The organism is Pseudomonas sp. PS01299, assembly GCF_029960145.1.
GTDB lineage: Bacteria > Pseudomonadota > Gammaproteobacteria > Pseudomonadales > Pseudomonadaceae > Aquipseudomonas > Aquipseudomonas putida_A.
Window position 1 is genome coordinate 1 of sequence record NZ_JASCPO010000013.1, and the last position, 23,170, is coordinate 23,170.

Here is a 23,170-nt window from a genome sequence, read left to right on the forward strand (position 1 = left end):
ACCGAGGTGGCCCCTTCGCGGGCAAGCCCGCTCCCACAGGATTTTGGTTGTACAAAGAATCTGTGAATGACCGAGATCACTGTGGGAGCGGGCTTGCCCGCGAAAGCGTCCGATCAAGCACCGCATGACCCGCAGGCACGCCTATGCACACCGCAATCATCATCTTCTTCGGCCTGGTCCTGCTCGCCCTGATGCTCTACATCGGCGAGCGCATTGGCTTCAGCCGGCAGACCCTGGCCTACAGCTTCGCCGCGCTGTGGCTGGCGTTGACGGTGATCAATGGTGCGGTGGGGGTGGTGCATGCCGGGCAGCCGCTGGGTTCGGAGATCGCGGTGGGCAGTGCGGTGTTCGGGGTGCCGATGGCGGCGATGGTGTTGTTCATGGTGCTGAGCGCCGAGTCGTGAAACGTCCCGGCGCTCAGTTGCCGATCAACGCACCAGATGCAGGAACTGCATGTGGCGTTCGTACTGGTCGAGGATGTCGTTGATGATCTGCTCTTTGGTGTAGCCGACCAGATCGTAGTCCTGACTGCCCTCGCTCAAGTGCACTTCAGCGCGGTAATAGCGACGGTTGTTGAGTTGCTTGGACCCCATGCCACCCCGAGCAAACGACGGCGTGAAATAGCCGCGCATCTGCACCTGATAGATGAACGGATGCTGCTCACCGTGGCCGATTTCCAGGCTGATGTTGTCGTGCGCCGGATCCGGCTGAGTGACCACGTTCAAGCCCTTCTCGACGAATACCGCCGTCACTTCTTCAATCGCCGGGCGCACCGTGGTGTCCATGAAGCGGTACACCTCGTCACGCGACGGGAAGTGCACCGCCTGACTCAGACGCTGGCGCCAGCCGCCCGTGCCACGCCGCGAACCGGAGACCGGTGCCAGCGAATGCAGTTGCGCGATCTGCTTCTGCGATTCCAGATAGAACGCCTTGTGCAGGCCCCACATCATCAGCAGCAAAATCATCGAGAACGGCAACGAGGTCAGCACCACCGCCGATTTCAGCGCATCGATACTGCCGGAGAACAGCAGCGCACTGGTCACCAGCGCGGTCATCGCGCCCCAGAACACTCGCAGCCATTTCGGCCCGTCTTCGTCCGGGTTGCCGCCCTTGGCCGACAGGGTCGAAAGCACCACTGTGCCGGAGTCGGCGGAAGTGACGAAAAACACGAAGCTGATGAACACCGTCACCGCGATGACAGTCTTGCTCCACGGGTAGGTTTCCAGCAGCAGGTAAAGGCTCATCGACGGATTGTCGAGGGCCGACATGCCCAGCGCCGACATGCCGTGGTTGAGCACCTGATCGATGGCGCTGTTGCCGAAAATCGACATCCACGCCAGGGTGAAACCGAGCGGAATCAGCAGCACGCCGAAGACGAATTCGCGGATGGTCCGGCCACGGGAAATCCGCGCGATGAACAGTCCCACGAACGGCGACCATGCAATCCACCAGGCCCAGTAGAACACCGTCCAGCCGCCGAGCCAGTCGCTCGGTTTGTCGTAGGCATAGAGGTCGAAACTCTTCATCGGCAACGCGCCGAGGTAATCGCCGAGGTTCTGGATCAGCGTGTTGAGCAGGTGCTGGGTAGGCCCTGCGAACAACACGAACAGCAGCAGCGCACAGGCCAGCAGCATGTTGATGTCGGACATCACCCGCACACCCTTGTCCACACCCGACACGGCGACGATGATCGCCGCACCCATCATCAGCGTGATCAGGCCGACCTGAATCCACTGGGTGTGTGCGATGCCGAACAGGTAGTCGAGACCGGAGTTGAGGTGCAATACGCCGAAGCCCATGTCGGCGCCCAGACCGAACACCGTGGCGATGATGCCGAAGCCGTCCACCGCGTAGCCGATGGGGCCGTTGATGCGCTTGCCGATCAGCGGGTACAGCGCCGAACGCAAGGCCAGCGGCAGGTTATGCCGGTAGGCGAAATAGGCCAGCGCCATGCCGACGAAGGCGAACACGCCCCAGCCGTGCAGGCCCCAGTGCAGAAACAGAATCTGCATCGCCTGGCGCGCTGCATCGGCGGTGCCGGCCTCGCCTTGCGGCGGTTGGGCCAGGTGCGTCAGCGGCTCCGACACGCAAAAGAAAAACAGCGTGATACTGATCCCGGCGGCGAACAGCATGCCGGCCCAGGACAGGTAACTGAACTCGGGTTCGTCGTGGTCGGCACCGAGTTTTATCTTGCCGTAGCCCGATAACGCGGTGACCACCACGAAGACCAGATACAGGGTCATCGCGAGCATGTAGTACCAACCGACCGTGTTGGCCGCCCAGTTTTGCGCAGTCAGCAACCAGGCGCCGGCCTGCTCCGGCATGGCGATGACAACCAGACCAAACAGCAGAATCACCGTCGCGGCGAAGTAGAACACCGGCGGATTCATGCGCACCAGACCGCTGGCGGGGGTAGACGATGCACTCATGAAACGTGCACCTCGAGGGGTTGAAACGTGGCTGAAATGATCGGACTCAGCAAAGGCAAGCCTCCTGTTGTGAGCGGGCAGCGAACCACCGGTTTAACTTGAATGAACGTTCAAGTTAAACATGGATAGGGTGGTAAGGACTAATCGCAGGGCCAGGCGGTAGTTTTCCTACAATAGCCCAAGGAGGGGTATGACGCGGGTTTGAGGGGATTCGTTCAGTGGAAAAATCAAAGTCAAAAGCGCCCTCACCCTAACCCTCTCCCGGGGGGAGAGGGGACTGATTGGGGGATGCTTGAGAATTTCGCTGACCTGATCTTGCTGTACCGAATCCATAATCGACTGTTTTTTTCAGGTCGATGTATAGCGCCAGACACCTCCGTCGGCTCCCTCTCCCCCGGGGAGAGGGCTGGGGTGAGGGTGGCTTTTGATGTTTTACTTCTGCGTCCCGTCATCATGCTGCAGATTGGCCTGAGTCAGGTTACTCCCTGCCGGCACGCTGCGCGTCAGCCACACATTACCGCCGATGGTCGAACCCTGGCCGATGGTGATCCGTCCCAGAATTGTCGCGCCGGCATAAATCACCACGTCGTCCTCGACAATCGGATGGCGTGGATGGCCCTTCTGCAACTGCCCGTCTTCATCCGCCGGGAAGCGCTTGGCGCCCAAAGTCACGGCCTGATAGATCCGCACCCGCTCGCCAATGATCGCGGTCTCGCCGATCACCACACCGGTACCGTGATCAATGAAAAAGCTGCGGCCGATCTGCGCGCCTGGATGGATATCGATGCCGGTGGCCGAATGCGCAATCTCCGCGCTGATTCGCGCGAGTAACGGCAACCCGGCGCGGTACAAATGGTGCGCCAGACGATGGTGAATCACCGCCAGAATTCCCGGATAGCACAGCAACACTTCATCGACGCTGCGCGCCGCCGGATCGCCGTGATAGGCGGCCAGCACGTCGGTATCGAGCAGGCTGCGCAGGCCCGGCAAGGCCAGGGCGAAATCCTGAATGATACGGATCGCCTGAGCTTCGACATCAGCATCGCCTTGAGCGCTGTGCCGCGCGACATAACGCAACTCCAGCCGCGCCTGCGCCAGCAACGCATTCAGGGCTGCATCGAGGGTATGCCCGACATAGAAGTCCTCACTCTCCTCACGCAGATCCACCGGCCCCAGCCGCATTGGGAACAACGCACCACACAGCGCCTCGAGAATCTCGGCCATCGCCGCGCGGGACGGTAACTCGCGACCACCCTGCTCGCCGCTGGCCCGGCCATTCTGGGTACGCCACTGATCCCGCGCGGTACGCAGTTGGCTGACGATGGTCTGCAATTGCCAATGGCTGGAACGCTCGCTCACGGTAAAGACTCCTCACGGGCGGCCGGACGGTCTGGCCGCGTCAACGGCGACTACTTTACGGCATGCCCGTGAGGGCGAATTAAGAACCGATAGTGCTGGACTAAGCACATTTGGCTATAAGCAATTCACGGTTGCCCCGCTAAAACGGCGTGCCTATAGTCCTGTCATCTTTCTCCGCCAGTACGGACTCATGATCAAACAACAGCTGGATCGCTTTAACCGTCTCGACCTGCTCGGCCAACCCACGCCGCTGGAAAAACTTGAACGTCTATCCGCCTGGCTGGGTCGCGATGTGTACATCAAACGCGATGACCTGACGCCGCTGGCCATGGGCGGCAACAAGCTGCGCAAACTCGAATACCTCGCCGCCGATGCCCTCGCTCAGGGCGCCGACACGCTGATCACCGCCGGTGCCCTGCAATCGAACCACGTGCGCCAGACCGCCGCGCTGGCGGCCAAACTCGGCCTGGGGTGCGTGGCGCTGCTGGAGAATCCGCTGGGCACCGACGACAGCAACTACACCGGCAACGGCAACCGCCTGCTGCTGGATCTGTTCGACACCAAGGTCGAGCTGGTGGACAACCTCGACAACGCCGACGAACAACTCGCCGCACTCGCTGTGCGCCTGCGCAGCAATGGCAAAAAACCGTATCTGGTGCCGATCGGTGGCTCGAATGCCCTGGGTGCATTGGGCTACGTACGTGCCGGTCTGGAACTGGCGGAACAGATCAAGGACACCGGCCTGAATTTCGCCGCCGTGGTGCTGGCCTCGGGCAGCGCCGGGACCCACAGCGGTCTGGCGCTGGCCTTGAGCGAAGCGCTGCCGCAGTTGCCGGTGATCGGCGTGACCGTCTCGCGCAGCGAAGAAGATCAGCGCCCGAAAGTGCAGGGTCTGGCCGAACGCACGGCGGAGCTGCTGGGTGTGAAATTACCAGTGAACTTCAAGGTCGAGTTGTGGGACGAATACTTCGGCCCGCGTTACGGCGAACCGAATGCCGGGACACTGGCGGCGGTGAAACTGTTGGCCAGTCAGGACGCGGTGCTGCTCGACCCGGTATACACCGGCAAGGCCATGGCCGGGTTGCTCGACGGGATCGGCCGCCAGCGTTTCGACGAGGGCCCGATCATCTTCCTGCATACCGGTGGGGCGCCGGCGTTGTTTGCCTATAAGGATTCGCTGACAAGCTGATCCTCCCTGCTGCAAGAATTTCTGTGGTAAGGGGATTTATCCCCGTTGGACTGCGCAGCAGTCCCCTGCTCTTCAAGTCAGAAGAGAGGGCCGCTTCGCGCCCCATCGGGGATAAATCCCCTCGCCACAATTGATCATCTATATTCGAAATTGGAATAACAGAAAGATCATTAAGTATTTTCAAGTCTAAAGCAGACATCTTATAGTCTCGCCGCAGGCGAATTTCGGGCAAGACGCATAAGCTGCTTTAGGGCACGATAACGCAGTCGTTCAATTCCCGGATTCGCCAACCTTCCTTAAGCGTCTTCCATAAGAAAACACAGGGGCTTGTCATGAATTTTTCCGCACTACGTCGCAATCTGCTGGTAGGTTCGCTGGGCCTTGCACTGAGCGCCGGCCTGATCGGCCAGGCTACCGCCGGTGAGCAACTGAAACAGATCAAGGACAAAGGCGTTATCAACGTCGGCCTGGAAGGCACTTATCCACCGTTCAGCTTCGTTGACGAGAACGGCAAACTGTCCGGTTTCGAAGTCGAACTCTCCGAAGCACTGGCGCAGAAACTCGGCGTCAAAGCCAAGATTCAGCCAACCAAGTGGGACGGTATCCTCGCTGCGCTGGAATCCAAACGTCTCGACGTCGTGGTCAACCAGGTGACCATCTCCGACGAACGCAAGAAGAAGTATGACTTCTCCGAGCCGTACACCGTTTCCGGGATTCAGGCGCTGGTGCTGAAGGACAAGGAAGCCAAGTTGAACATCAAGACTGCCGCCGATCTGTCCGGCAAGAAAGTCGGTGTCGGCCTGGGCACCAACTACGAACAATGGGTCCGCGCCAACGTGCCGGGCGCTGACGTGCGTACCTACGACGATGATCCGACCAAGTTCGCCGACCTGAACAACGGCCGCACCGACGCCATCCTGATCGACCGTCTGGCTGCACTTGAATACGCCAAGAAAGCCCCGAAAACCGTGGCTGCCGGTGAAGCGTTCTCCCGTCAGGAATCCGGTATCGCCCTGCGCAAAGGCGAGCCTGAGCTGCTGGCTGCGGTGAACAAGGCTCTCGACGAACTGCGTGCCGACGGTACCCTTGAGAAGCTGTCGAAGAAATACTTCAACGCTGACGTCACCAAATAATGGAAGAAGCTTTCCAACTCGCACTGGACTCCGCGCCCTTTCTGCTCAAGGGCGCGTATTACACGGTCATCCTCAGTCTGGGCGGCATGTTCTTCGGCTTGCTGCTGGGCTTCGGCCTGGCGTTGATGCGCCTGTCGCGCTTCAAACTGGTGATCTGGATTGCCCGCATCTACGTGTCGTTCTTTCGCGGCACGCCGTTGCTGGTGCAACTGTTCGTGATCTATTACGGCTTGCCGCAATTGGGTCTGGAACTGGATCCACTGCCAGCGGCGCTGATCGGCTTCTCGCTGAACATGGCTGCCTACGCCTGTGAAATCCTACGTGCGGCAATCGGTTCGATCGAGCGCGGCCAGTGGGAAGCCGCCGCAAGCATCGGCATGACCCGCGCGCAAACCTTGCGCCGGGCCATTCTGCCGCAGGCCATGCGCACGGCACTGCCGCCGCTGGGTAACAGCTTCATTTCGCTGGTCAAGGACACGGCACTGGCCGCCACCATTCAGGTGCCGGAACTGTTCCGCCAGGCGCAACTGATTACCGCCCGGACTTTCGAAGTCTTCACCATGTATCTTGCCGCCGCGCTGATCTACTGGATTCTGGCCACGGTGCTGTCGCACCTGCAGAACAAGTTGGAAGAGCGGGCCAATCGGCACGACCAGGAGTCCTGACCCCATGATTGTCGTGGAAAAACTGACAAAGCAGTTCAAGGGTCAAGAGGTGCTCAAGGGCATCGATCTTGAGGTGAAGGAAGGCGAGGTCGTGGCCATCATCGGCCCCAGCGGTTCGGGCAAGACCACGTTCCTGCGCTGCCTGAATTTCCTTGAGGAGCCCACCAGCGGCCGGATCAAGGTCGGCGATATCGAGATCGATACCAGCCGCCCGCTGAGCCAGCAGCAGAGTCTGGTGCGCAACCTGCGCCAGCACGTGGGTTTCGTGTTCCAGAACTTCAACCTGTTCCCCCACCGCACCGCACTGGAAAACGTCATCGAAGGGCCGATCGTGGTCAAGAAGATGCCGCGCGAGCAAGCCGTTGCCCTGGGCATGAAGCTGCTGGCCAAGGTCGGTCTGGCCGGCAAGGAAGATGCGTATCCGCGTCGTCTGTCCGGCGGTCAGCAACAGCGCGTGGCGATTGCCCGGGCGCTGGCGATGGAGCCGGAAGTGATCCTGTTCGACGAGCCGACCTCGGCCCTCGACCCGGAACTGGTGGGCGAAGTACTGGCGACCATTCGCGGTCTCGCTGAAGAAAAACGCACCATGGTCATCGTCACCCACGAAATGGGTTTCGCCCGCGACGTGGCCAACCGTGTGGTGTTTTTCGACAAGGGCGTGATCGTCGAGCAAGGCGAAGCCAAGGCGTTGTTTGCCAACCCGAAAGAAGAACGCACCAGACAGTTCCTCAGCAAGTTCCTGAATCACGCCTGAGATACTTATTGTCTTGAGTCATTAACTTCCATGGACGGAAGTTTTACTTACCGCGCCTGAAAACTTCCAAATCCCTCCAGCTTAAACCTGTCAAAACAATACATATATGTTCTGCAACAGATACAAGTAATCTGCGGCGCGCTTTCGTGCCTGTGAAATGATCTAAATCGACCGGCACAAAAATCGCAAAACTCGCGAAAAACCGTAGTTCCATTCGCCATCACCGCTAGGCAGGATGCCTCGTCAGCGTAGGACGCTTCTGATTAATCGGTAATTCACAGATTAACTAAGGCACTCTATTGACACTCTTTCCGGCACGCTCTTATCTAGTCGCCAACCGGCACCCATTAGTTGAATCAACGCTTACTCAGCCCGAACAAAGTTCACGGTTGTATTACCGATTCATCACGCCTTTTGTTGTTTCAAGAAATGGAATTCGCTGCAAGACTTCAAGGAGAGAACCCGATGACCCGCACTTCGCACGCCCCCGAACTGGCAGCGCCGAATCTGGCGTCCGCATCCAAAAACGCCATCAATCTGGCCGCTGCCGCGCATTTGCTGATCGATGTCCTGCCCTACTCCGGCATGGACGCCGGTGATCTGATCGAACTGTTCTGGAACAACTGTTACGTCGCCTCGCGAGTCTTGACCAGCGAAGACGTCGGCGCCTCGATCAGCCTGCGGGTGCCGGAAAGCTTTATCGCCAGTGGCACCGCACGGATTCACTATCGAGTGATGCAAGTCGGTCAGGGGCCGGCGCTGTCGGCGGCAACGCGGGTTCAGGTCAAGCTCGACTGCCCTGGCGGCCAGCCTTCGCCGCTCTGCGGTGACGAGAATCAGCAACTGGCGCCCGTCACGCTGCCCGACACCATCCGCCGCCAGGGCGTGAACCCCAATCAGATCAAACGCGGCGTGCCGCTGACCATCGAACCCTACCTGAACATGGCCGAGGACGACGCCATCACCTTGCGCTGGGGCGACGTGCGTATGGACCTGGCCCGGATCACCGCTGCCGATGTTGGCCTGCCGATTCAGGTCTGGGTGCCACCGGCAGTGATCGTCGAGGGCGGTGAGGATCTGCGCCTGGACGTGACCTACTGCGTCATCGACTGGGTGGGCAACAACTCACGCTGGGCGCCGCCCCGGACGCTGAAGATCGGTTGCGTGAATCCTTATCTGAAGGTGCCGCTGCGCCAAGCGCTGAAGGCTGCTGAATCGACCAAGGATTGATGCCGCATTCCTGTGCTCATGGGGCTTTGTAGTGAGGTGATTTAGCGAAACGTCGCACCGCCCCGATGGACTGCGAAGCAATCCCGTTTTTTATGACTCAGAAAAGGCCGCTGCGCGGCCTGTCGGGGATGAATCCCCTCACCACAGGTTGTATTGCCACGGCTGAGAGCCTGTTAACCAACCCGACCACCGCCCCTTCTATACATATTCCTAAAAGTTAGTTTATTTAATATTTATACACGCTTAGGGTATATGGACCGGACCACCGGACATTCTTTCGTTCGCCGCACTTTTGCGGCGTTTTTCATGAGATGTGAGGTAGGTAGTATGGTCCGGAACACAATCACCCCAGTGCAAATCGCCAGGGCATTGCGTGCAGCCAAGGAGCGGCACTGATGTCCAGTCTGGCCGATGCAAACGTCCAGTCGGATCTGGACATCGCCCCGTTGTTGTTGCCCGCGCAGGTTTTGCGCAACGACGCCCAAGCCATCAAGGCTGCCCACGAACTGGCGCAAGTCGCCCGCGCGCAGGCCGCCAAGCGCGACCGCCAGCGCAAGCTGCCATGGTCGGAAATCGAACAGTTCACCCGCAGCGGCCTCGGCAGCATTGCCATCCCGCGTGAGTACGGCGGCCCACAGGTTTCATTCGTCACATTGGCCGAAGTGTTCGCGATCATTTCCGCGGCCGATCCGGCGCTGGGACAGATCCCGCAGAACCAGTTCGGCATTATCAATCTGGTACTCGGCAGCGCCACCGAAGCGCAGAAAAAACAGCTGTTCCAGAGTGTTCTGGAAGGTTGGCGCATCGGCAATGCGGGTCCTGAGCGCGGCACCAAAAACACCCTGGAATTGAAAGCGCGCATCACCGCCGACGGCGACGATTACGTGATCAACGGCCAGAAGTTCTACTCCACCGGCGCGCTGTTCGCGCACTGGGTGGCGGTCAAGGCGCTCAATGACGACGGCAAACAAGTGCTGGCCTTCGTCCGCCGTGGCACCCCGGGCCTGCGCATCGTTGATGACTGGTCGGGCTTCGGTCAGCGCACCACTGCCAGCGGCACGATTCTGCTGAACAACGTGCGCGTCGAGTCGAGCCTGGTCGTCGATAACTGGAAGATCAACGAGAAGCCCAACACTCAAGGCGCGGTGTCGCAGCTGATTCAGGCAGCCATCGACGCCGGCATCGCCCGTGGCGCCATCGACGATGCCATCGAGTTCGTCAAAACTCGCGCGCGGCCCTGGATCGACGCCAAGGTTGAGCGCGCCAGCGATGACCTCTACGTGATCGCCGACATCGGCAAACTGAAAATCGAACTGCACGCGGCTGAAGCACTGTTGCGCAAGGCCGGCAAAGTGCTCGACCAAGTCCATGCCGCGCCGCTGACCGCCGAGTCCGCCGCCCGCGCTTCGATTGCGGTGGCCGAGGCCAAAGTGCTGACCACCGAGATCTCGCTGCAGGCCAGCGAAAAACTCTTCGAACTGGCCGGCAGCCGCGCGACCCTCGCCGAATTCAACCTTGATCGCCACTGGCGCAACGCCCGGGTGCACACCCTGCACGACCCGGTGCGCTGGAAGTATCACGCGGTCGGCGCCTATCGCCTCAACGGCACTTTGCCGGCTCGCCATTCCTGGATTTAACGACCAGACATCTGGAGAAGCATATGACTTATTCTCACCCCGTCGCGGTCATCACCAGCGATGAGCAAGCCCTGATTGTCGCCAGCGACCTGGCCGAAGATTTCAAACGCGACAGTGCCGTGCGCGACCGTGAACGCCGCCTGCCACTGCCGGAGCTCGACGTATTTTCCCGCTCTGGCCTGTGGGGCATCAGCGTCCCCAAGGAGTATGGCGGCGCCGGTGTGTCCAACGTGACCCTGGCCAAAGTCATTGCCCTGATCGCTCAGGCTGACGGCTCCCTCGGGCAGATTCCACAAAACCACTTTTACGCCCTTGAAGTGCTGCGCGTTAACGGCAGCCACGAGCAGAAACAGCGGCAGTACGCCGAGGTGCTGGCCGGCCAGCGCTTCGGCAACGCCTTGGCGGAACTCGGTACCAAAACCGCCCACGACCGCGTCACCAGCCTCAAGCGTGACGGCGACGGCTATCGCATCAACGGACGCAAGTTTTACGCGACCGGCGCGATCTACGCGCAGCGTATCCCGACTTCCGTCGTCGATGAAAACGGCGTGCAGCAACTGGCCTTCGTCCCGCGTGACAGCCAAGGCCTGACAGTGATCGACGACTGGAGCGGCTTCGGCCAGCGCACCACCGGCAGCGGTTCGGTGGTGTTCGAAGACGTCTATGTCGCTGCCGAGGACGTGATCCCGTTCCAGAGCGCTTTCGAGCGTCCGACCACGGTCGGCCCGCTGGCGCAGATCCTTCACGCCGCCATCGACACTGGCATCGCTCGCGCCGCTTACGAAGATGCCCTGCACTTCGTGCGCAGCAAGACCCGTCCGTGGATCGACTCCGGTAACGACAAGGCCACCGAAGACCCGCTGACCCTGAAGAGCTTCGGCCACTTGAGTATTCGCCTGCACGCCACCGAAGCGCTGCTTGAGCGCTCTGGCGAATTCCTCGACAAGGCCCAGGCCGAGACCAATGCCGAAACCGTCGCTGCCGCGTCGATTGCCGTCGCCGAAGCACGGGCGATCAGCACTGAAATCTCGCTCGCCGCCGGCAGCACCCTGTTCGAACTGGCCGGCAGTCAGGCGACCCTGATCGAACACGGCCTCGACCGCCACTGGCGCAACGCCCGGGTGCACACCCTGCACGACCCGGTGCGCTGGAAGTATCACGCGGTGGGCAATTACTACCTCAACGATGAAAAGCCTCCGCTGCGAGGGACCATCTGATGAGCGCCGCGAAAAAGAAGATCCTGCTCAACGCGTTCAACATGAACTGCATCGGCCACATCAACCATGGCCTGTGGACGCATCCACGCGACACGTCGACGCGCTACAACACCATTGAATACTGGACCGAGCTGGCGCAGTTGCTGGAGCGCGGGCTGTTTGACGGGCTGTTCATCGCCGACATCGTCGGCGTGTACGACGTCTACCAGAACTCGGTGGACGTCACGCTCAAAGAGTCGATCCAGTTGCCGGTCAACGACCCGCTGCTGCTGGTGTCAGCGATGGCCGCCGTGACGAAAAACCTCGGCTTCGGCCTCACCGCCAACCTCACTTACGAGCCGCCCTATCTGTTCGCCCGGCGCATGTCGTCGCTCGATCATCTGAGCAGGGGTCGGGTCGGCTGGAACATCGTCACCGGTTACCTCGACAGCGCCGCCAAGGCCATGGGCCTGCGCGAACAGGTCGAGCATGACCGGCGCTACGATCAGGCCGACGAGTACCTCGAAGTGCTCTACAAACTCTGGGAAGGCAGTTGGGAAAACGGCGCGGTGCTCAATGACCGTGAGCAGCGCATCTATGCGCAGCCGGAGAAGGTGCACAAGGTCGAGCACCACGGCGAGTTCTATCAGGTCGAGGGTTATCACCTCTGCGAGCCGTCGCCGCAGCGCACGCCGGTGCTGTTCCAGGCTGGCAGTTCGGACCGCGGTTTGCTGTTCGCCGGGCGTCACGCCGAGTGCGTGTTCATCAGCGGCCAGAACAAACCGTCGACCAAAGTGCAGGTGGACAAGGTCCGCGCCAGCGCCGTCGAAGCCGGACGCAATCCCGAGGACATCAAGGTGTTCATGGGCCTCAACGTGATCGTCGGCGCGACCGAAGAAGCCGCGTGGGCCAAGCACGCCGAGTACCTGAGTTATGCCAGCGCCGAGGCCGGCGTCGCGCATTTCTCAGCCTCCACCGGCATCGACTTTTCCCAGTACGAAATCGACGAACCGATCCAGTACGTCAAGAGCAATGCCATCCAGTCCGCGACCAAGAACCTGCAGAACAACGACTGGACCCGACGCAAATTGCTCGATCAGCACGCCCTCGGTGGCCGCTACATCACCGTGGTCGGCTCGCCTGAGCAGGTGGCGGATGAACTGGAAGCGTGGATCGCCGAAACCGGGCTGGACGGCTTCAACCTGACGCGCATCGTTACCCCGGAAAGCTATGTCGATTTCATTGAGCTGGTGATTCCGGAGCTGCAACGGCGTGGGTCGTACAAAACTGCGTATGAGAGTGGCAGTTTGCGCGAGAAGCTGTTTCACGGGGCGGCGCAACTCCCAGAGCAACACATCGGGTCTTCATTTCGCCACTAAAAGCTTCGCGAGCAAGCCCGCTCCCACAGGGGGAACGCATTCCAAAATGTGGGAGCGGGCTTGCTCGCGAAGAGGCCCGATCAGACACCACAATTTTTTGCACTGACTGGAAACCACACCATGACCAAGAAACTTCTGTCCCACCCAGTCAAAGCACTGGCCCTGGCCTTCGGCCTTTTCAGCTCGGCGGTGTTCGCCGCCGATGCACCCCTTAAAATCGGCACCACCGCCGCCTTCGCGATTCCCCTGGAAGCCGCCGTCGAAGAGGCCTCCAAACAAGGCCTGAAAGTCGAGCTGGTGGAGTTCACCGACTGGATCGCACCGAACGTCAGCCTCGCCGCCGGCGACATCGATGTGAATTACTTCCAGCACATCCCGTTCCTCGAAAACGCCAAGGCCGCCTCCGGTTTTGACCTGGTGCCGTTCGCCCCGGGGATCATCAACAACGTCGGCCTCTATTCGAAAAAATACAAAAGCTTCGACGAGTTGCCTGAAGGCGCCAGCGTCGCCATCGCCAACGACCCGATCAACAGCGGTCGCGGTCTGCAACTGCTGGCCAAGGCTGGTCTGATCACCCTGAAACCGGGGGTCGGCTACAAGGCCACCGAAGACGACATCGTCGCCAACCCGAAGAAGATCAAGATCCTGCAAGTCGAAGCCGTGCAACTGGTGCGCGCCTACGATGACGCCGATCTGGTCCAGGGCTACCCGGCCTACATCCGTCTGGCGAAAACCTTCGATGCCGGCTCGGCGCTGCTGTTCGACGGTCTCGACCACAAGGAATACGTGATCCAGTTCGTCATCCAGCCCAAGAGCAAAGACGACCCGCGCCTGATCAAATTCGTCGACATCTACCAGCACTCGCCGGCCGTTCGCGCCGCGCTGGATAAGGCTCACGGCAAGCTGTATCAGGCCGGTTGGGAAAGCTGAACATGACGGCCGCGATCCAACGGCGACTGGAGATTCCAGAGCCAAAAAATGCTGAAAAAACCGAACTGCATCCCGAGCTGAATCGCGCCCATGTGCGCTTCATCGGCCTGGGTAAAACTTACGAGGGGCGGCAAGGCCCGGTCGCGGCCCTGCAAGGCATCGATCTGGCGATCCAGCGCGGCGAGGTGTTCGGCATCATCGGTCGCAGCGGCGCCGGCAAGTCGTCGCTGATCCGCACGATCAATCGTCTGGAGCAACCGACTTCGGGGCGGGTGCTGATCGATCAGGTCGACATCGGCGAGTTCGACGAAGACCGTCTGGTCGCCCTGCGCCGGCGCATCGGCATGATCTTCCAGCACTTCAACCTGATGTCGGCCAAGACCGTGTGGCAGAACGTCGAACTGCCGCTGAAAGTCGCGGGCGTGCCGAAGGAACAGCGGGAAAAAAAGGTCCGTGAACTGCTCGAACTGGTCGGCCTGCAAGCCAAGCACAAGGCTTATCCGGCGCAGCTTTCCGGTGGACAGAAACAGCGAGTCGGCATCGCCCGCGCATTGGTGCATGATCCGGACATTCTGCTCTGCGACGAGGCCACTTCGGCGCTCGATCCCGAGACCACGCAGTCGATCCTCGGCCTGCTGCGCGAGATCAACCGACGCCTGGGCCTGACCATCGTGTTGATCACCCATGAAATGGCGGTGATCCGCGAAATCTGCGACCGCGTGGTGGTACTGGAACACGGGCGGATTGTCGAGCAGGGCCCGGTCTGGGAAGTGTTCGGCAATCCGCAGCACGAGGTCAGCCAGACCTTGCTCGCGCCGCTGCAACACGCCTTGCCGGCAGAACTGCAAAGCCGTCTGCATGCCCAGCCGCCCTCCTCCGAGGCGGCGGTGGTGCTGCGTTTACAGTTCACCGGCAGTGCCAGCGACGAGCCGGATCTGGCAGCGCTGTTCGCCGCCCTCGGCGGACGCGTGAAGTTGCTGCAGGGCGGCGTCGAGCGGATTCAGGGCCATGCGCTGGGACAACTGTTACTGGCGGTCAGCGGCTCGGCCCTGAGCGCCGAACAATTGCGTGAGCGCGCCGGGCAGTGGGCGCAACGAGTGGAGGTATCGGGTTATGTGGTTTGATCGTTTGCTCCAGGGATTCATCGACACCTTCCTGATGGTCGGCGTGTCGTCGCTGATCGCGTTGCTGGTGGGGATCCCGATGGCGGTGATTCTGGTCACCAGCGACAAGGGCGGGATCTACCAGGCGCCGCTGCTCAACCGGGCGCTGGGCGCGTTCGTGAATCTGTTCCGCTCGATCCCGTTTCTGATTCTGATGGTCGCGCTGATTCCATTTACCCGACTGATTGTCGGCACCACGTACGGTGTGTGGGCGGCGGTGGTGCCGCTGACCATCGCCGCGACGCCGTTCTTTGCGCGGATTGCCGAAGTGAGTCTGCGTGAGGTCGATCACGGCTTGATCGAGGCGGCGCAGGCCATGGGCTGCCGGCGCTGGCACATCGTCTGGCACGTGCTGTTGCCTGAAGCGCTGCCGGGGATTGTTGGCGGGTTCACGATTACGCTGGTGACAATGATCAACTCGTCAGCCATGGCCGGGGCGATTGGTGCCGGTGGTTTGGGCGATATCGCTTACCGCTACGGTTATCAGCGTTTTGACAGCCAGATCATGCTGACGGTGATTGTGTTGCTGGTGGCGTTGGTGGCGGTGATTCAGTTGGGTGGAGATCGTCTGGCACGGGGCCTGAACAAGCGCTAAGTCATGCCGCACCTCTGAAACCGCTATCGCGAGCAGGCTCACTCCTACAGGGGACGCATTTCAAATGTAGGAGTGAGCCTGCTCGCGATGGGCTGCGCAGCGGCCCCGCTGGTTGGCGTATATTCGGCGAATCCCAACTGCCGCGCAGCCCTCGACCATGAAGCAAACCCCCACCGATCTGGAACAGATCACCGCCACCACCCTCGGCCACTACAACTCGGTGGCCGAAGACTTCCGCGAAGGCACCCGCGACCACGATGTCAGCCAGAACATCGACGCGCTGCTACGGCATATCCACGGCACTGCGCCGTTCACGATTCTCGATTTCGGTTGCGGCCCGGGGCGCGACTTGCATGCGTTCACCCGCCTGGGCCATGTCGCGGTCGGTCTCGATGGCGCGGAAAAATTTGCGCAGATGGCCCGCGAAGACAGTGGCTGTGAAGTGTGGTGTCAGGACTTTCTGAAACTTGATCTGCCGGCCGAGCGCTTCGACGGAATCTTCGCCAATGCGGTGCTGTTTCATGTGCCGTTGCAGGAGTTGCCGCGAGTGCTCAAGCAGTTGCATGGCACGTTGAAACCGGGCGGGGTGTTGTTCAGTTCCAATCCGCGCGGGGATAACCGTGAGGGCTGGAATGGGCCGCGCTATGGTTCGTACCACGATCTGGAAGCGTGGCGCGGGTTGCTCACGGCAGCGGGGTTTGTCGAGCTTGAGCATTACTACCGGCCGGCGGGATTGCCGCGCGAGCAACAGCCTTGGCTGGCCAGCGTCTGGCGTAAATCTGCGTAGTCAGTTCTGACGCCTTCGCGAGCAAGCCCGCTCCCACAGTTGGAATGCATACCCCCTGTGGGAGCGGGCTTGCTCGCGAATAGAGTGCGCAGCACTCGCTTTTAGCGGGTCTCTTTCTGCGGCTCGCGAATCTTGTACCAGGCCACATACAGCGCCGGCAGAAACAGCAGGGTCAGCAACGTCGCCACCACGATCCCGCCAATCATCGCGTAGGCCATCGGCCCCCAGAACACTTCCCGGGCAATCGGAATCATGCCCATGCTCGCCGCCGCCGCGGTCAGCAGGATTGGTCGGCGGCGGTGCTCGGTCGCTTCCACCACCGCATCCCATGGCGCAGAGCCGTTGCGCTCGAATTCATCGATCTGCGTCACGAGGATCACCGAGTTGCGGATGATGATGCCGATCAGCGCCAGAATCCCGAGGATCGCCACGAAGCCCATCGGCGTCCCGGTCGGCACCAGCGCCAGCACCACGCCGATCAGCCCCAGCGGCGCGACACTCGCCACCAGGAACATCTTCTGCACGCTGTGCAGCTGGATCATCAGGAAGGTCGCCATCAGGAACAGCATCAACGGCAAGACCTTGGCGATCGGCCCTTGGGCCTTGCCGCTTTCCTCGACCGTACCCCCGGTGGCGACCTTGTAGCCGACCGGCAGTTTTTCAGCGAAGGCATCGATCGACGGCTTGAGCAGTTTCACCAGATCGGTCGGCTGGATCTCATCACGCACCGAAGCCTTGATGGTGATGGTCGGCAAGCGGTCGCGACGCCACACCAGCGGCTGCTCCAGCTCATAACGCACAGTGGCGAACGCCAGCAGCGGAATCGACGTGCCGTTGGGTGTGACGATCTGCAGGTTCTGCAGGGTTTCCGGCGTGCCGCGTTCCGAGTTCACCGCCCGGCCGACCACGTTGATCAGGTAAATGTCGTCGTTGACCTGGGTCAACGGCGAGCCGCTGACGATGCTGTTCATCAACTTCGCCACATCTTCCGAGGACAGCCCGAGCTGACGCGCCTTGTCCTGGGCGATGTCGATGCGCAGGACTTTGCCCGGCTCGTTCCAGTCGTAAATGATCTCGCCGATGTGTTCGTTCTTGTCCAGTTCGGTCGCCAGATCAATGGCGTGCTTGCGCACCTGATCGATGTCCTTGCCGCTGACCCGATACTGAATCGGACGTCCCACCGGCGGGCCCATTTCCAGCGCCTGCACGTAACTGCCGATGCCGACGAAGTCTTTGTGCAAACGCTCGCGCAGGCGTTGGCTCAGCGCCTCACGGGCCTCGAAATCCTTGCTGACGATCACCAGTTGCGCGTAGTACGGGTTCTGCAATTGCTGGTCGAGCGGCAGGTAGAAACGGATCGCACCCTGACCGATGTAGGTGCTCCAGCGCACGATGTCCGGATCGCCCTTGAGCGTGGCTTCGAGCTTGTCCACGGCCTTGCGGGTTTCGTCGATCGAGGCGTTTTGCGGCAGGTTCAGGTCGACGAGAATTTCCGGGCGATCCGACGACGGGAAGAACTGGTTCTGCACAAAGCGCATGCAGAACACCGCCAGTACAAACAGCAGCACGGTGATGCCGATCGCCCACCAACGATTGCGCATGCACCACAGCAAACCACCGTTGAACGCCCGACCGATGCGGCCCGGCTCGGCTTCATGGGGTTTCACGTTGGTGCTGAGGATGTGCACACCGATCACCGGCGCAAAGAACACCGCCACCACCCACGACACCAGCATCGCCACCGCGATCACCGCAAACAGGGTGAAGGTGTACTCGCCGGCGGAGCTGGCGTTGAGGCCGATGGGCACGAAACCGGCGACGGTCACCAGCGTACCGGTGAGCATCGGGAATGCCGTCGAGGTGTAGGCGAATGTCGCCGCCTGCTCCTTGGTCTCACCCATTTCCAGGCGCGTGACCATCATCTCCACGGTGATCATCGCGTCGTCCACCAGCAGGCCAAGGGCGATGATCAGCGCCCCGAGGGAAATCCGCTGCATGGTGATGCCGCTGTATTCCATGAACACGAAGACCATCGCCAGCACCAGCGGAATCGAGCACGCCACCACCAGCCCGGCGCGCACGCCGAGGCTGATGAAGCTAACCACCAGCACGATCACCACCGCTTCGAACAGCGCACTGGTGAAACCGCCGACCGCCTCTTCCACCACCACGGCCTGATCGGACACCGTATGGACGCCGACGCCAACCGGCAAATCAGCGGTGATCTGGTCGATCCGCTGGTGCAGCGCCTTGCCGAATTCCTGGACGTTACCGCCCTTCTGCATGGCAATCGCCAGACCGATTGCCGGCTTGCCGTCGAAACGGAATTCCGGCGTGGCCGGGTCGACGTAACCGCGACTGATGTCGGCGACATCGGCCAGACGATAGAAGCGGTCATTGAGCTTGAGATTGACCTCGGCCAGATCCTTCTCCGAAGCGAACTGCCCCGAGGTGCGCACCGAAATGCGCTCCGGGCCGGCCTCGATCACCCCCGCCGGGGTCACGGCGTTCTGCGATTGCAGGCTCTGCACCACCTGACGCTGGTCGATGCCCAACGCGGCGAGTTTGCGGGTGGAGAAGTTCAGGTAAATCACTTCGTCCTGCTGGCCGATCATTTCGATTTTGCCCAGCCCCGGGACGTTGCGAATCTCGGCGCGGGCCTGCTCCACATAGTCGCGCAACTGGCGCATGGTCAGGCCGTCGGCGGTAAACGCGTAGACCGAGCCGTACACATCGCCAAACTCGTCGTTGAACCCGGGGCCTTGAATGCCCTGGGGAAACTGGCCGCGAATGTCATCGATCTTCTTGCGCACCTGGTACCAGATCTCCGGGATGTCCTTGGCGCTGGTGGTGTCGCGCAGGTACACGTAGACCGTAGATTCACCGGGGCGTGTGTAGCTTTTCACGTAGTCGAGGGAGTCGAGCTCCTCGAGCTTTTTCTCGATGCGATCGGTAACCTGCTTGAGGGTTTCCTCCTGGGTCGCGCCCGGCCATTTGGTCTGGATGACCATGGTCTTAATGGTAAACGAGGGGTCTTCTTCACGGCCCAGATTGAAGTACGAAAACACCCCCATCAGCAGCGCGACGAACATCAGATACCAGACGAACGACTGATGCTTGAGGGCCCATTCGGAGAGATTGAAAGAGCCTTTCATTGACTGTCCTCGTCGAGTTTCACGGCTTGTCCGGGTTTGAGACTGTTAACGCCTGCGGTGACCACCTGCTCGCCGGACTTGACCCCGCCGGCCAGCACCACCGTGCCGTCGGTGCGGCTGATCACGCTGACGTCACGGGGCGCGACGGTTTTGCTTTGGGTGTCGATCACCCAGATGCGGGTCTTGCCGTCGGCTTCCTGCAGGGCGGTGGCAGGCAATTCGATGCGCGGCTTGATCGCCGAACTGAGGGTCACGCTGATCGCCGTGCCGAGGCGGAAACCGTCCGGCGTGTTGGCCAGGGTCAGCCGCGCGCGGCGGGTGCGCGTGGCGCTTTGGGCCTGCGGTTCGATTTCGCGAATGGTTGCGGTGGTGTTGATGCTCGGGTCGAGTTGCCCGGCCACCAGAAACACCACGTCGGAAGGAATTTCATCGACCAGCGTGTCCGGCAGATCGATCACCGCTTCCTTGATGTCCGGTTGCGCCAGGGTCACCACTTGCTGACCTGCTGTCACCACTTGCCCGGCCTCGGCATTCCACGCGGTGACCACGGCTTTGTGGTCGGCGCGCAGTTCGGTGTAAGCGAGTTGATCCTGGCTCTGGTTGACCGCCGCCCGCGCCTGATCGAGCGAGGCCTGGGTGGTTTTCAGGTCGGTGGTGGCGATGTCCAGTTGCGCCTGCGCGCCAACCCCGCGATCGAACAGCGCTTGCTGCCGACGGGCATTGGCCTGGGCGTTGATCAGTTGCGCCTGAACCTTGGCCAGGTCGCCTTGGGCCGAACGCAACTGGTTCTGCTGATCGGACGGGTCGAGGGTCGCCAGCAGCGTACCCTTTTGCACCTCGGCGCCGACATCAACGTTGCGACTGGCAATGCGCCCGCCGACACGGAACCCGGTGTTGCTCTCGTAACGCGCCTGAATGCTGCCGGCGAAACGCCCGAGGGTTTCCTCGTTCAGCGCCTGTACCTTGATCGACAGCACCGGCCGCACCGGCTCCGGCGGTGGCTCGCTTTTCGAGCAGGCAGCCAGCAGCACGCCGATGGACAACAGCCCCAGACGCTTCATGGCTGTGCTCCCGGTTGCAGACCTTCGTAGGTGTTTTCGGCGATTTCGACTTTCATCCCCGGGTGCAGCAGTTGCCCACCCGCGACAATCACTTTCTCACCGCCCTTGAGGCCGTCGCTGATGATGACCTTGCCGATCAGGTAGCGGCTGACGGTGACGTTGTGCAGCTGCGCTTCGCCCTTGTCGTCAACCATCCACACCGCCGGATCGCTGATGTTTTTGGTCAGCGCCGACCACGGCAATTCCACCGCCGACTTGCCGCTGCCCTTGGCCGTGGCGCTGACCACCGAGCCGAGCTGCATGCCCTGTGGCAGGCTGTCGAGGGTGACCTTGACTTGCACCGTGCCGGACTGCGCCGACACCGCCGGGGTGATTTCGCGCACCGTGCCGGTGGTCTTGATGTTGGGGTTGTCGAGCAGGCTGACGACAATCGAACGCTCCGCCGGGCGCTCAGCCAGCAACGACTCATAAACGTTGAACACCGCGTCACGATCGCCATCGCGGGCCAGTTTGAAAATCGGCGCGGTGGCCTGGACCACCTGGCCGACTTCGGCTTGGCGCTCGGTAATGATGCCGGGGGCGTCAGCGACCAGCGAGGTGTAACTGAGTTGATCCTTGGCATTGGCCAGTTGCGCCTGCGCCGCGCTCAGGGCGCTCTGGCTGCTGCGCAAGGCGGCTTGTGCGGAATCGAATTCGCTCTGGCTGGTGTAGCCCTTGGGCAGCAGCTTCTGCTGACGCACGAACGCCGCCGCACTCTGCTTGACCCGCGCCTGTTCGGCGATGACCTGGGCTTGCGCGGAATCGACGTTGGTCTGCAAATCCTTGGGATCGAGCTTGGCCAGTACCTGTTTGGCGCTGACCCGGTCGCCGACATCCACCATGCGCTGGATGATCTTGCCACCGACCCGGAACGACAGTTCGGTCTGCACCCGGGCCTGCACGTCACCGGTGAGAGTCACGGCAGCGGCATAGTCCGCCGGTTTGACCTCTTGCACAAAGACCCGTGGCAGGTACTCCGCCGGGGCTTCTTTCTTGCCGCAAGCGGTCAGCAACGTGAGCAGGCTCAGCACGACAACTGTTTTCAATCCGGGACTCGCCATGCAGACTCCTTCCTGTGTACGAACGTGCAAGTGACGATACGACTGTGAGCTTAGAACAGGGTTCAACGTTCGCCTGCGTGATCTCTATATTTCCCCTGTAGGAGCTGCCGCAGGCTGCGATCTTTTGACTTTACAAAAGCAAGATCAAAAGATCGCAGCCTTCGGCAGCTCCTACAATGGTCGCCTCAAGAGAAGGATTTTCATGCTCAAGACCCTCGCGGTGGCCAATTACCGCTCGATCAACAAACTGGTGATTCCGCTGGGCCGGCTGAACCTGATCACCGGCCCCAACGGCAGCGGCAAGTCCAATCTCTATCGGGCCTTGCGCCTGCTGGCGGAGACCGCTCAGGGCGGCGTGGTCAATGCACTGGCCCGCGAGGGCGGGCTGGATTCGACCTTCTGGGCCGGGCCGGAAACCATCAGTCGGCGCATGCGCAACGGCGAAGTGGCGGTCGAGCCGACGGTGCGTCAGGGCGTCAAACGTCTGCGCTTGGGGTTTGCCGGCGAGGATTTCAGCTATTCGATTAGCCTCGGATTGCCCGACTCCAACGGACATTTCATGCTGCCGGGGGACACTCATCCCAGCCCCTCGCGCTTCAGTCTCGATCCGCAGATCAAGCGGGAATGCATCTGGGCCGGACCGCTCTATCGTCCGGCCAGCCTGCTGGTAGATCGCAATGGCCCGATGATTCGCGCCCGCGAAGGCCGCAGTTGGGACGTGCTGGCGCAGCACACACCGAATTTCGACAGCCTGTTCGATCAGATCGGCAGCCTGCGCAGTTCGCCGGAGGTGTTCCAGATGCGCGAGTTCATCCGCCGCTGGCGCTTCTACGATCACTTTCGCAGCGACGCCGACGCCCCGGTGCGCCAACCGCAACTGGGTACGCGCACGCCGGTGCTGCACCACGACGGTCGCGACCTCGCCGCAGCCCTGCAGACCATCAATGAAATCGGCGACCCCGAGGCGTTGCAGGCGGCGATCAGCGACGCGTTTCCCGGCGCACGGCTGAACATCGCACCGCTGGCCGGCGGACGTTTTGCCATCGAGTTTTATCAGGAGGGGTTGCTGCGGCCATTGTCGGCGGCAGAGTTGTCGGACGGCACGCTGCGCTATCTGCTGCTGATCGCCGCGCTGCTGACGCCACGCCCGCCGTCATTGATGGTGCTGAACGAACCGGAAACCAGTCTGCATCCGGATCTGTTGCCGGCGCTGGCGCGCTTGATCATTCGCGCTTCGCAGGCTTGTCAGGTGTGGGTGGTGTCGCATGCGCGACGCTTGATTTCGGCGTTGCAGGAAGATCCCGAGTGCAACTGCATAGTGCTGGAGAAGACGCTGGGGCAGACCGGGATTGTCGGCCAACGGGTGCTGGATGAGCCGGCGTGGAACTGGCCGGATTGAGCGGCGCCT

19 protein-coding genes are annotated in these 23,170 nt (G+C 61.3%); 14 read left to right on the forward strand and 5 right to left on the reverse strand.

Annotation, left to right across the window (positions count from 1 at the left end):
• The first annotated feature begins 143 nt into the window (after window positions 1-143).
• Window positions 144-404, forward strand: a complete 261-nt coding sequence (locus QMX91_RS04820) for a hypothetical protein (RefSeq protein WP_025110994.1) — start codon at window positions 144-146, stop codon at window positions 402-404.
• A gap of 24 nt (window positions 405-428) precedes the next feature.
• Here the strand turns inward: QMX91_RS04820 and betT are convergent, their stop codons facing one another.
• A complete protein-coding gene (betT, locus tag QMX91_RS04825) occupies window positions 429-2,390 on the reverse strand; it encodes a choline transporter BetT (RefSeq protein ID WP_282412352.1) in 1,962 nt (653 codons plus the stop codon).
• Window positions 2,391-2,861: 471 nt separating this feature from the next.
• Window positions 2,862-3,788 carry a serine O-acetyltransferase EpsC gene (gene epsC / locus QMX91_RS04830; RefSeq protein ID WP_103368657.1) on the reverse strand — a complete coding sequence of 309 codons (927 nt, stop codon included), beginning with the start codon at window positions 3,786-3,788 and terminating at the stop codon, window positions 2,862-2,864.
• A gap of 190 nt (window positions 3,789-3,978) precedes the next feature.
• Between epsC and QMX91_RS04835 the strand changes: the two genes are divergently transcribed.
• The 12 genes from QMX91_RS04835 (at window position 3,979) to QMX91_RS04890 (ending at window position 16,446) form a co-directional block, all read left to right on the forward strand.
• Complete coding sequence (locus QMX91_RS04835) at window positions 3,979-4,977, forward strand: D-cysteine desulfhydrase (RefSeq protein WP_103368656.1); 999 nt, start codon at window positions 3,979-3,981, stop codon at window positions 4,975-4,977.
• Window positions 4,978-5,309: 332 nt separating this feature from the next.
• Window positions 5,310-6,110, forward strand: coding sequence for a cystine ABC transporter substrate-binding protein (gene tcyJ / locus QMX91_RS04840; protein ID WP_139053612.1), 801 nt, complete (start codon window positions 5,310-5,312; stop codon window positions 6,108-6,110).
• Window positions 6,110-6,775 (forward strand): cystine ABC transporter permease, encoded by a 666-nt coding sequence (gene tcyL, locus QMX91_RS04845; RefSeq protein ID WP_282412336.1) that lies wholly within the window; start codon window positions 6,110-6,112, stop codon window positions 6,773-6,775. The genes tcyJ and tcyL overlap by 1 nt, the downstream gene beginning before the upstream one ends.
• A gap of 4 nt (window positions 6,776-6,779) precedes the next feature.
• Window positions 6,780-7,529: an L-cystine ABC transporter ATP-binding protein TcyN gene (gene tcyN / locus QMX91_RS04850; protein ID WP_098966659.1), complete on the forward strand. Its 750-nt coding sequence runs from the start codon at window positions 6,780-6,782 to the stop codon at window positions 7,527-7,529.
• 465 nt (window positions 7,530-7,994) lie between these two features.
• Window positions 7,995-8,759: a hypothetical protein gene (locus QMX91_RS04855; protein WP_282412337.1), complete on the forward strand. Its 765-nt coding sequence runs from the start codon at window positions 7,995-7,997 to the stop codon at window positions 8,757-8,759.
• Between the two features lie 395 nt (window positions 8,760-9,154).
• Window positions 9,155-10,396, forward strand: coding sequence for an SfnB family sulfur acquisition oxidoreductase (locus QMX91_RS04860; RefSeq protein ID WP_225137076.1), 1,242 nt, complete (start codon window positions 9,155-9,157; stop codon window positions 10,394-10,396).
• A 23-nt stretch (window positions 10,397-10,419) separates the two neighbouring features.
• Window positions 10,420-11,613, forward strand: coding sequence for an SfnB family sulfur acquisition oxidoreductase (locus QMX91_RS04865; RefSeq protein ID WP_282412338.1), 1,194 nt, complete (start codon window positions 10,420-10,422; stop codon window positions 11,611-11,613).
• A complete protein-coding gene (locus QMX91_RS04870; protein WP_282412339.1) occupies window positions 11,613-12,971 on the forward strand; it encodes an LLM class flavin-dependent oxidoreductase in 1,359 nt (452 codons plus the stop codon). Before QMX91_RS04865 ends, QMX91_RS04870 begins: the two co-directional genes overlap by 1 nt.
• Before the next feature lie 120 nt (window positions 12,972-13,091).
• The gene (locus QMX91_RS04875; RefSeq protein ID WP_098966650.1) at window positions 13,092-13,901 is read left to right on the forward strand and encodes a MetQ/NlpA family ABC transporter substrate-binding protein; all 810 of its coding nucleotides are present in this window, start codon (window positions 13,092-13,094) and stop codon (window positions 13,899-13,901) included.
• A 2-nt stretch (window positions 13,902-13,903) separates the two neighbouring features.
• On the forward strand, window positions 13,904-15,025 hold the full coding sequence (locus QMX91_RS04880; protein WP_282412340.1) for an ATP-binding cassette domain-containing protein: 1,122 nt from the start codon (window positions 13,904-13,906) through the stop codon (window positions 15,023-15,025).
• On the forward strand, window positions 15,015-15,659 hold the full coding sequence (locus QMX91_RS04885) for a methionine ABC transporter permease (RefSeq protein ID WP_027611182.1): 645 nt from the start codon (window positions 15,015-15,017) through the stop codon (window positions 15,657-15,659). Before QMX91_RS04880 ends, QMX91_RS04885 begins: the two co-directional genes overlap by 11 nt.
• Window positions 15,660-15,816: 157 nt before the next feature.
• Entirely contained in the window at window positions 15,817-16,446 is a 630-nt protein-coding gene (locus tag QMX91_RS04890) for a class I SAM-dependent methyltransferase (protein WP_282412341.1), read from the forward strand.
• Window positions 16,447-16,547: 101 nt separating this feature from the next.
• On the opposite strand, the gene QMX91_RS04895 is transcribed toward QMX91_RS04890, so the two are convergent.
• Genes QMX91_RS04895 through QMX91_RS04905 form a run of 3 tightly spaced genes read right to left on the reverse strand, consistent with a single transcriptional unit; the run spans window position 16,548 to window position 21,762 of the window.
• Complete coding sequence (locus QMX91_RS04895) at window positions 16,548-19,601, reverse strand: efflux RND transporter permease subunit (protein WP_027611180.1); 3,054 nt, start codon at window positions 19,599-19,601, stop codon at window positions 16,548-16,550.
• Complete coding sequence (locus QMX91_RS04900) at window positions 19,598-20,662, reverse strand: efflux RND transporter periplasmic adaptor subunit (RefSeq protein WP_098966644.1); 1,065 nt, start codon at window positions 20,660-20,662, stop codon at window positions 19,598-19,600. The genes QMX91_RS04895 and QMX91_RS04900 overlap by 4 nt, the downstream gene beginning before the upstream one ends.
• A complete protein-coding gene (locus QMX91_RS04905; RefSeq protein ID WP_096797448.1) occupies window positions 20,659-21,762 on the reverse strand; it encodes an efflux RND transporter periplasmic adaptor subunit in 1,104 nt (367 codons plus the stop codon). The genes QMX91_RS04900 and QMX91_RS04905 overlap by 4 nt, the downstream gene beginning before the upstream one ends.
• Before the next feature lie 202 nt (window positions 21,763-21,964).
• Between QMX91_RS04905 and QMX91_RS04910 the strand changes: the two genes are divergently transcribed.
• Entirely contained in the window at window positions 21,965-23,161 is a 1,197-nt protein-coding gene (locus QMX91_RS04910; RefSeq protein ID WP_135294732.1) for an AAA family ATPase, read from the forward strand.
• The last annotated feature ends 9 nt before the right edge of the window (window positions 23,162-23,170 follow it).

Excerpts from the sequence above, each read along its gene's own strand:
- QMX91_RS04820 (WP_025110994.1), top strand. The coding sequence starts at position 144 with ATGCACACCGCAATCATCATCTTCTTCGGCCTGGTCCTGCTCGCCCTG.
- betT (WP_282412352.1), bottom strand. The coding sequence starts at position 2,390 with ATGAATCCGCCGGTGTTCTACTTCGCCGCGACGGTGATTCTGCTGTTT.
- QMX91_RS04835 (WP_103368656.1), top strand. The coding sequence starts at position 3,979 with ATGATCAAACAACAGCTGGATCGCTTTAACCGTCTCGACCTGCTCGGC.
- tcyJ (WP_139053612.1), top strand. The coding sequence starts at position 5,310 with ATGAATTTTTCCGCACTACGTCGCAATCTGCTGGTAGGTTCGCTGGGC.
- tcyL (WP_282412336.1), top strand. The coding sequence starts at position 6,110 with ATGGAAGAAGCTTTCCAACTCGCACTGGACTCCGCGCCCTTTCTGCTC.
- tcyN (WP_098966659.1), top strand. The coding sequence starts at position 6,780 with ATGATTGTCGTGGAAAAACTGACAAAGCAGTTCAAGGGTCAAGAGGTG.
- QMX91_RS04855 (WP_282412337.1), top strand. The coding sequence starts at position 7,995 with ATGACCCGCACTTCGCACGCCCCCGAACTGGCAGCGCCGAATCTGGCG.
- QMX91_RS04860 (WP_225137076.1), top strand. The coding sequence starts at position 9,155 with ATGTCCAGTCTGGCCGATGCAAACGTCCAGTCGGATCTGGACATCGCC.
- QMX91_RS04865 (WP_282412338.1), top strand. The coding sequence starts at position 10,420 with ATGACTTATTCTCACCCCGTCGCGGTCATCACCAGCGATGAGCAAGCC.
- QMX91_RS04870 (WP_282412339.1), top strand. The coding sequence starts at position 11,613 with ATGAGCGCCGCGAAAAAGAAGATCCTGCTCAACGCGTTCAACATGAAC.
- QMX91_RS04875 (WP_098966650.1), top strand. The coding sequence starts at position 13,092 with ATGACCAAGAAACTTCTGTCCCACCCAGTCAAAGCACTGGCCCTGGCC.
- QMX91_RS04880 (WP_282412340.1), top strand. The coding sequence starts at position 13,904 with ATGACGGCCGCGATCCAACGGCGACTGGAGATTCCAGAGCCAAAAAAT.
- QMX91_RS04885 (WP_027611182.1), top strand. The coding sequence starts at position 15,015 with ATGTGGTTTGATCGTTTGCTCCAGGGATTCATCGACACCTTCCTGATG.
- QMX91_RS04890 (WP_282412341.1), top strand. The coding sequence starts at position 15,817 with ATGAAGCAAACCCCCACCGATCTGGAACAGATCACCGCCACCACCCTC.
- QMX91_RS04895 (WP_027611180.1), bottom strand. The coding sequence starts at position 19,601 with ATGAAAGGCTCTTTCAATCTCTCCGAATGGGCCCTCAAGCATCAGTCG.
- QMX91_RS04900 (WP_098966644.1), bottom strand. The coding sequence starts at position 20,662 with ATGAAGCGTCTGGGGCTGTTGTCCATCGGCGTGCTGCTGGCTGCCTGC.
- QMX91_RS04905 (WP_096797448.1), bottom strand. The coding sequence starts at position 21,762 with ATGGCGAGTCCCGGATTGAAAACAGTTGTCGTGCTGAGCCTGCTCACG.
- QMX91_RS04910 (WP_135294732.1), top strand. The coding sequence starts at position 21,965 with ATGCTCAAGACCCTCGCGGTGGCCAATTACCGCTCGATCAACAAACTG.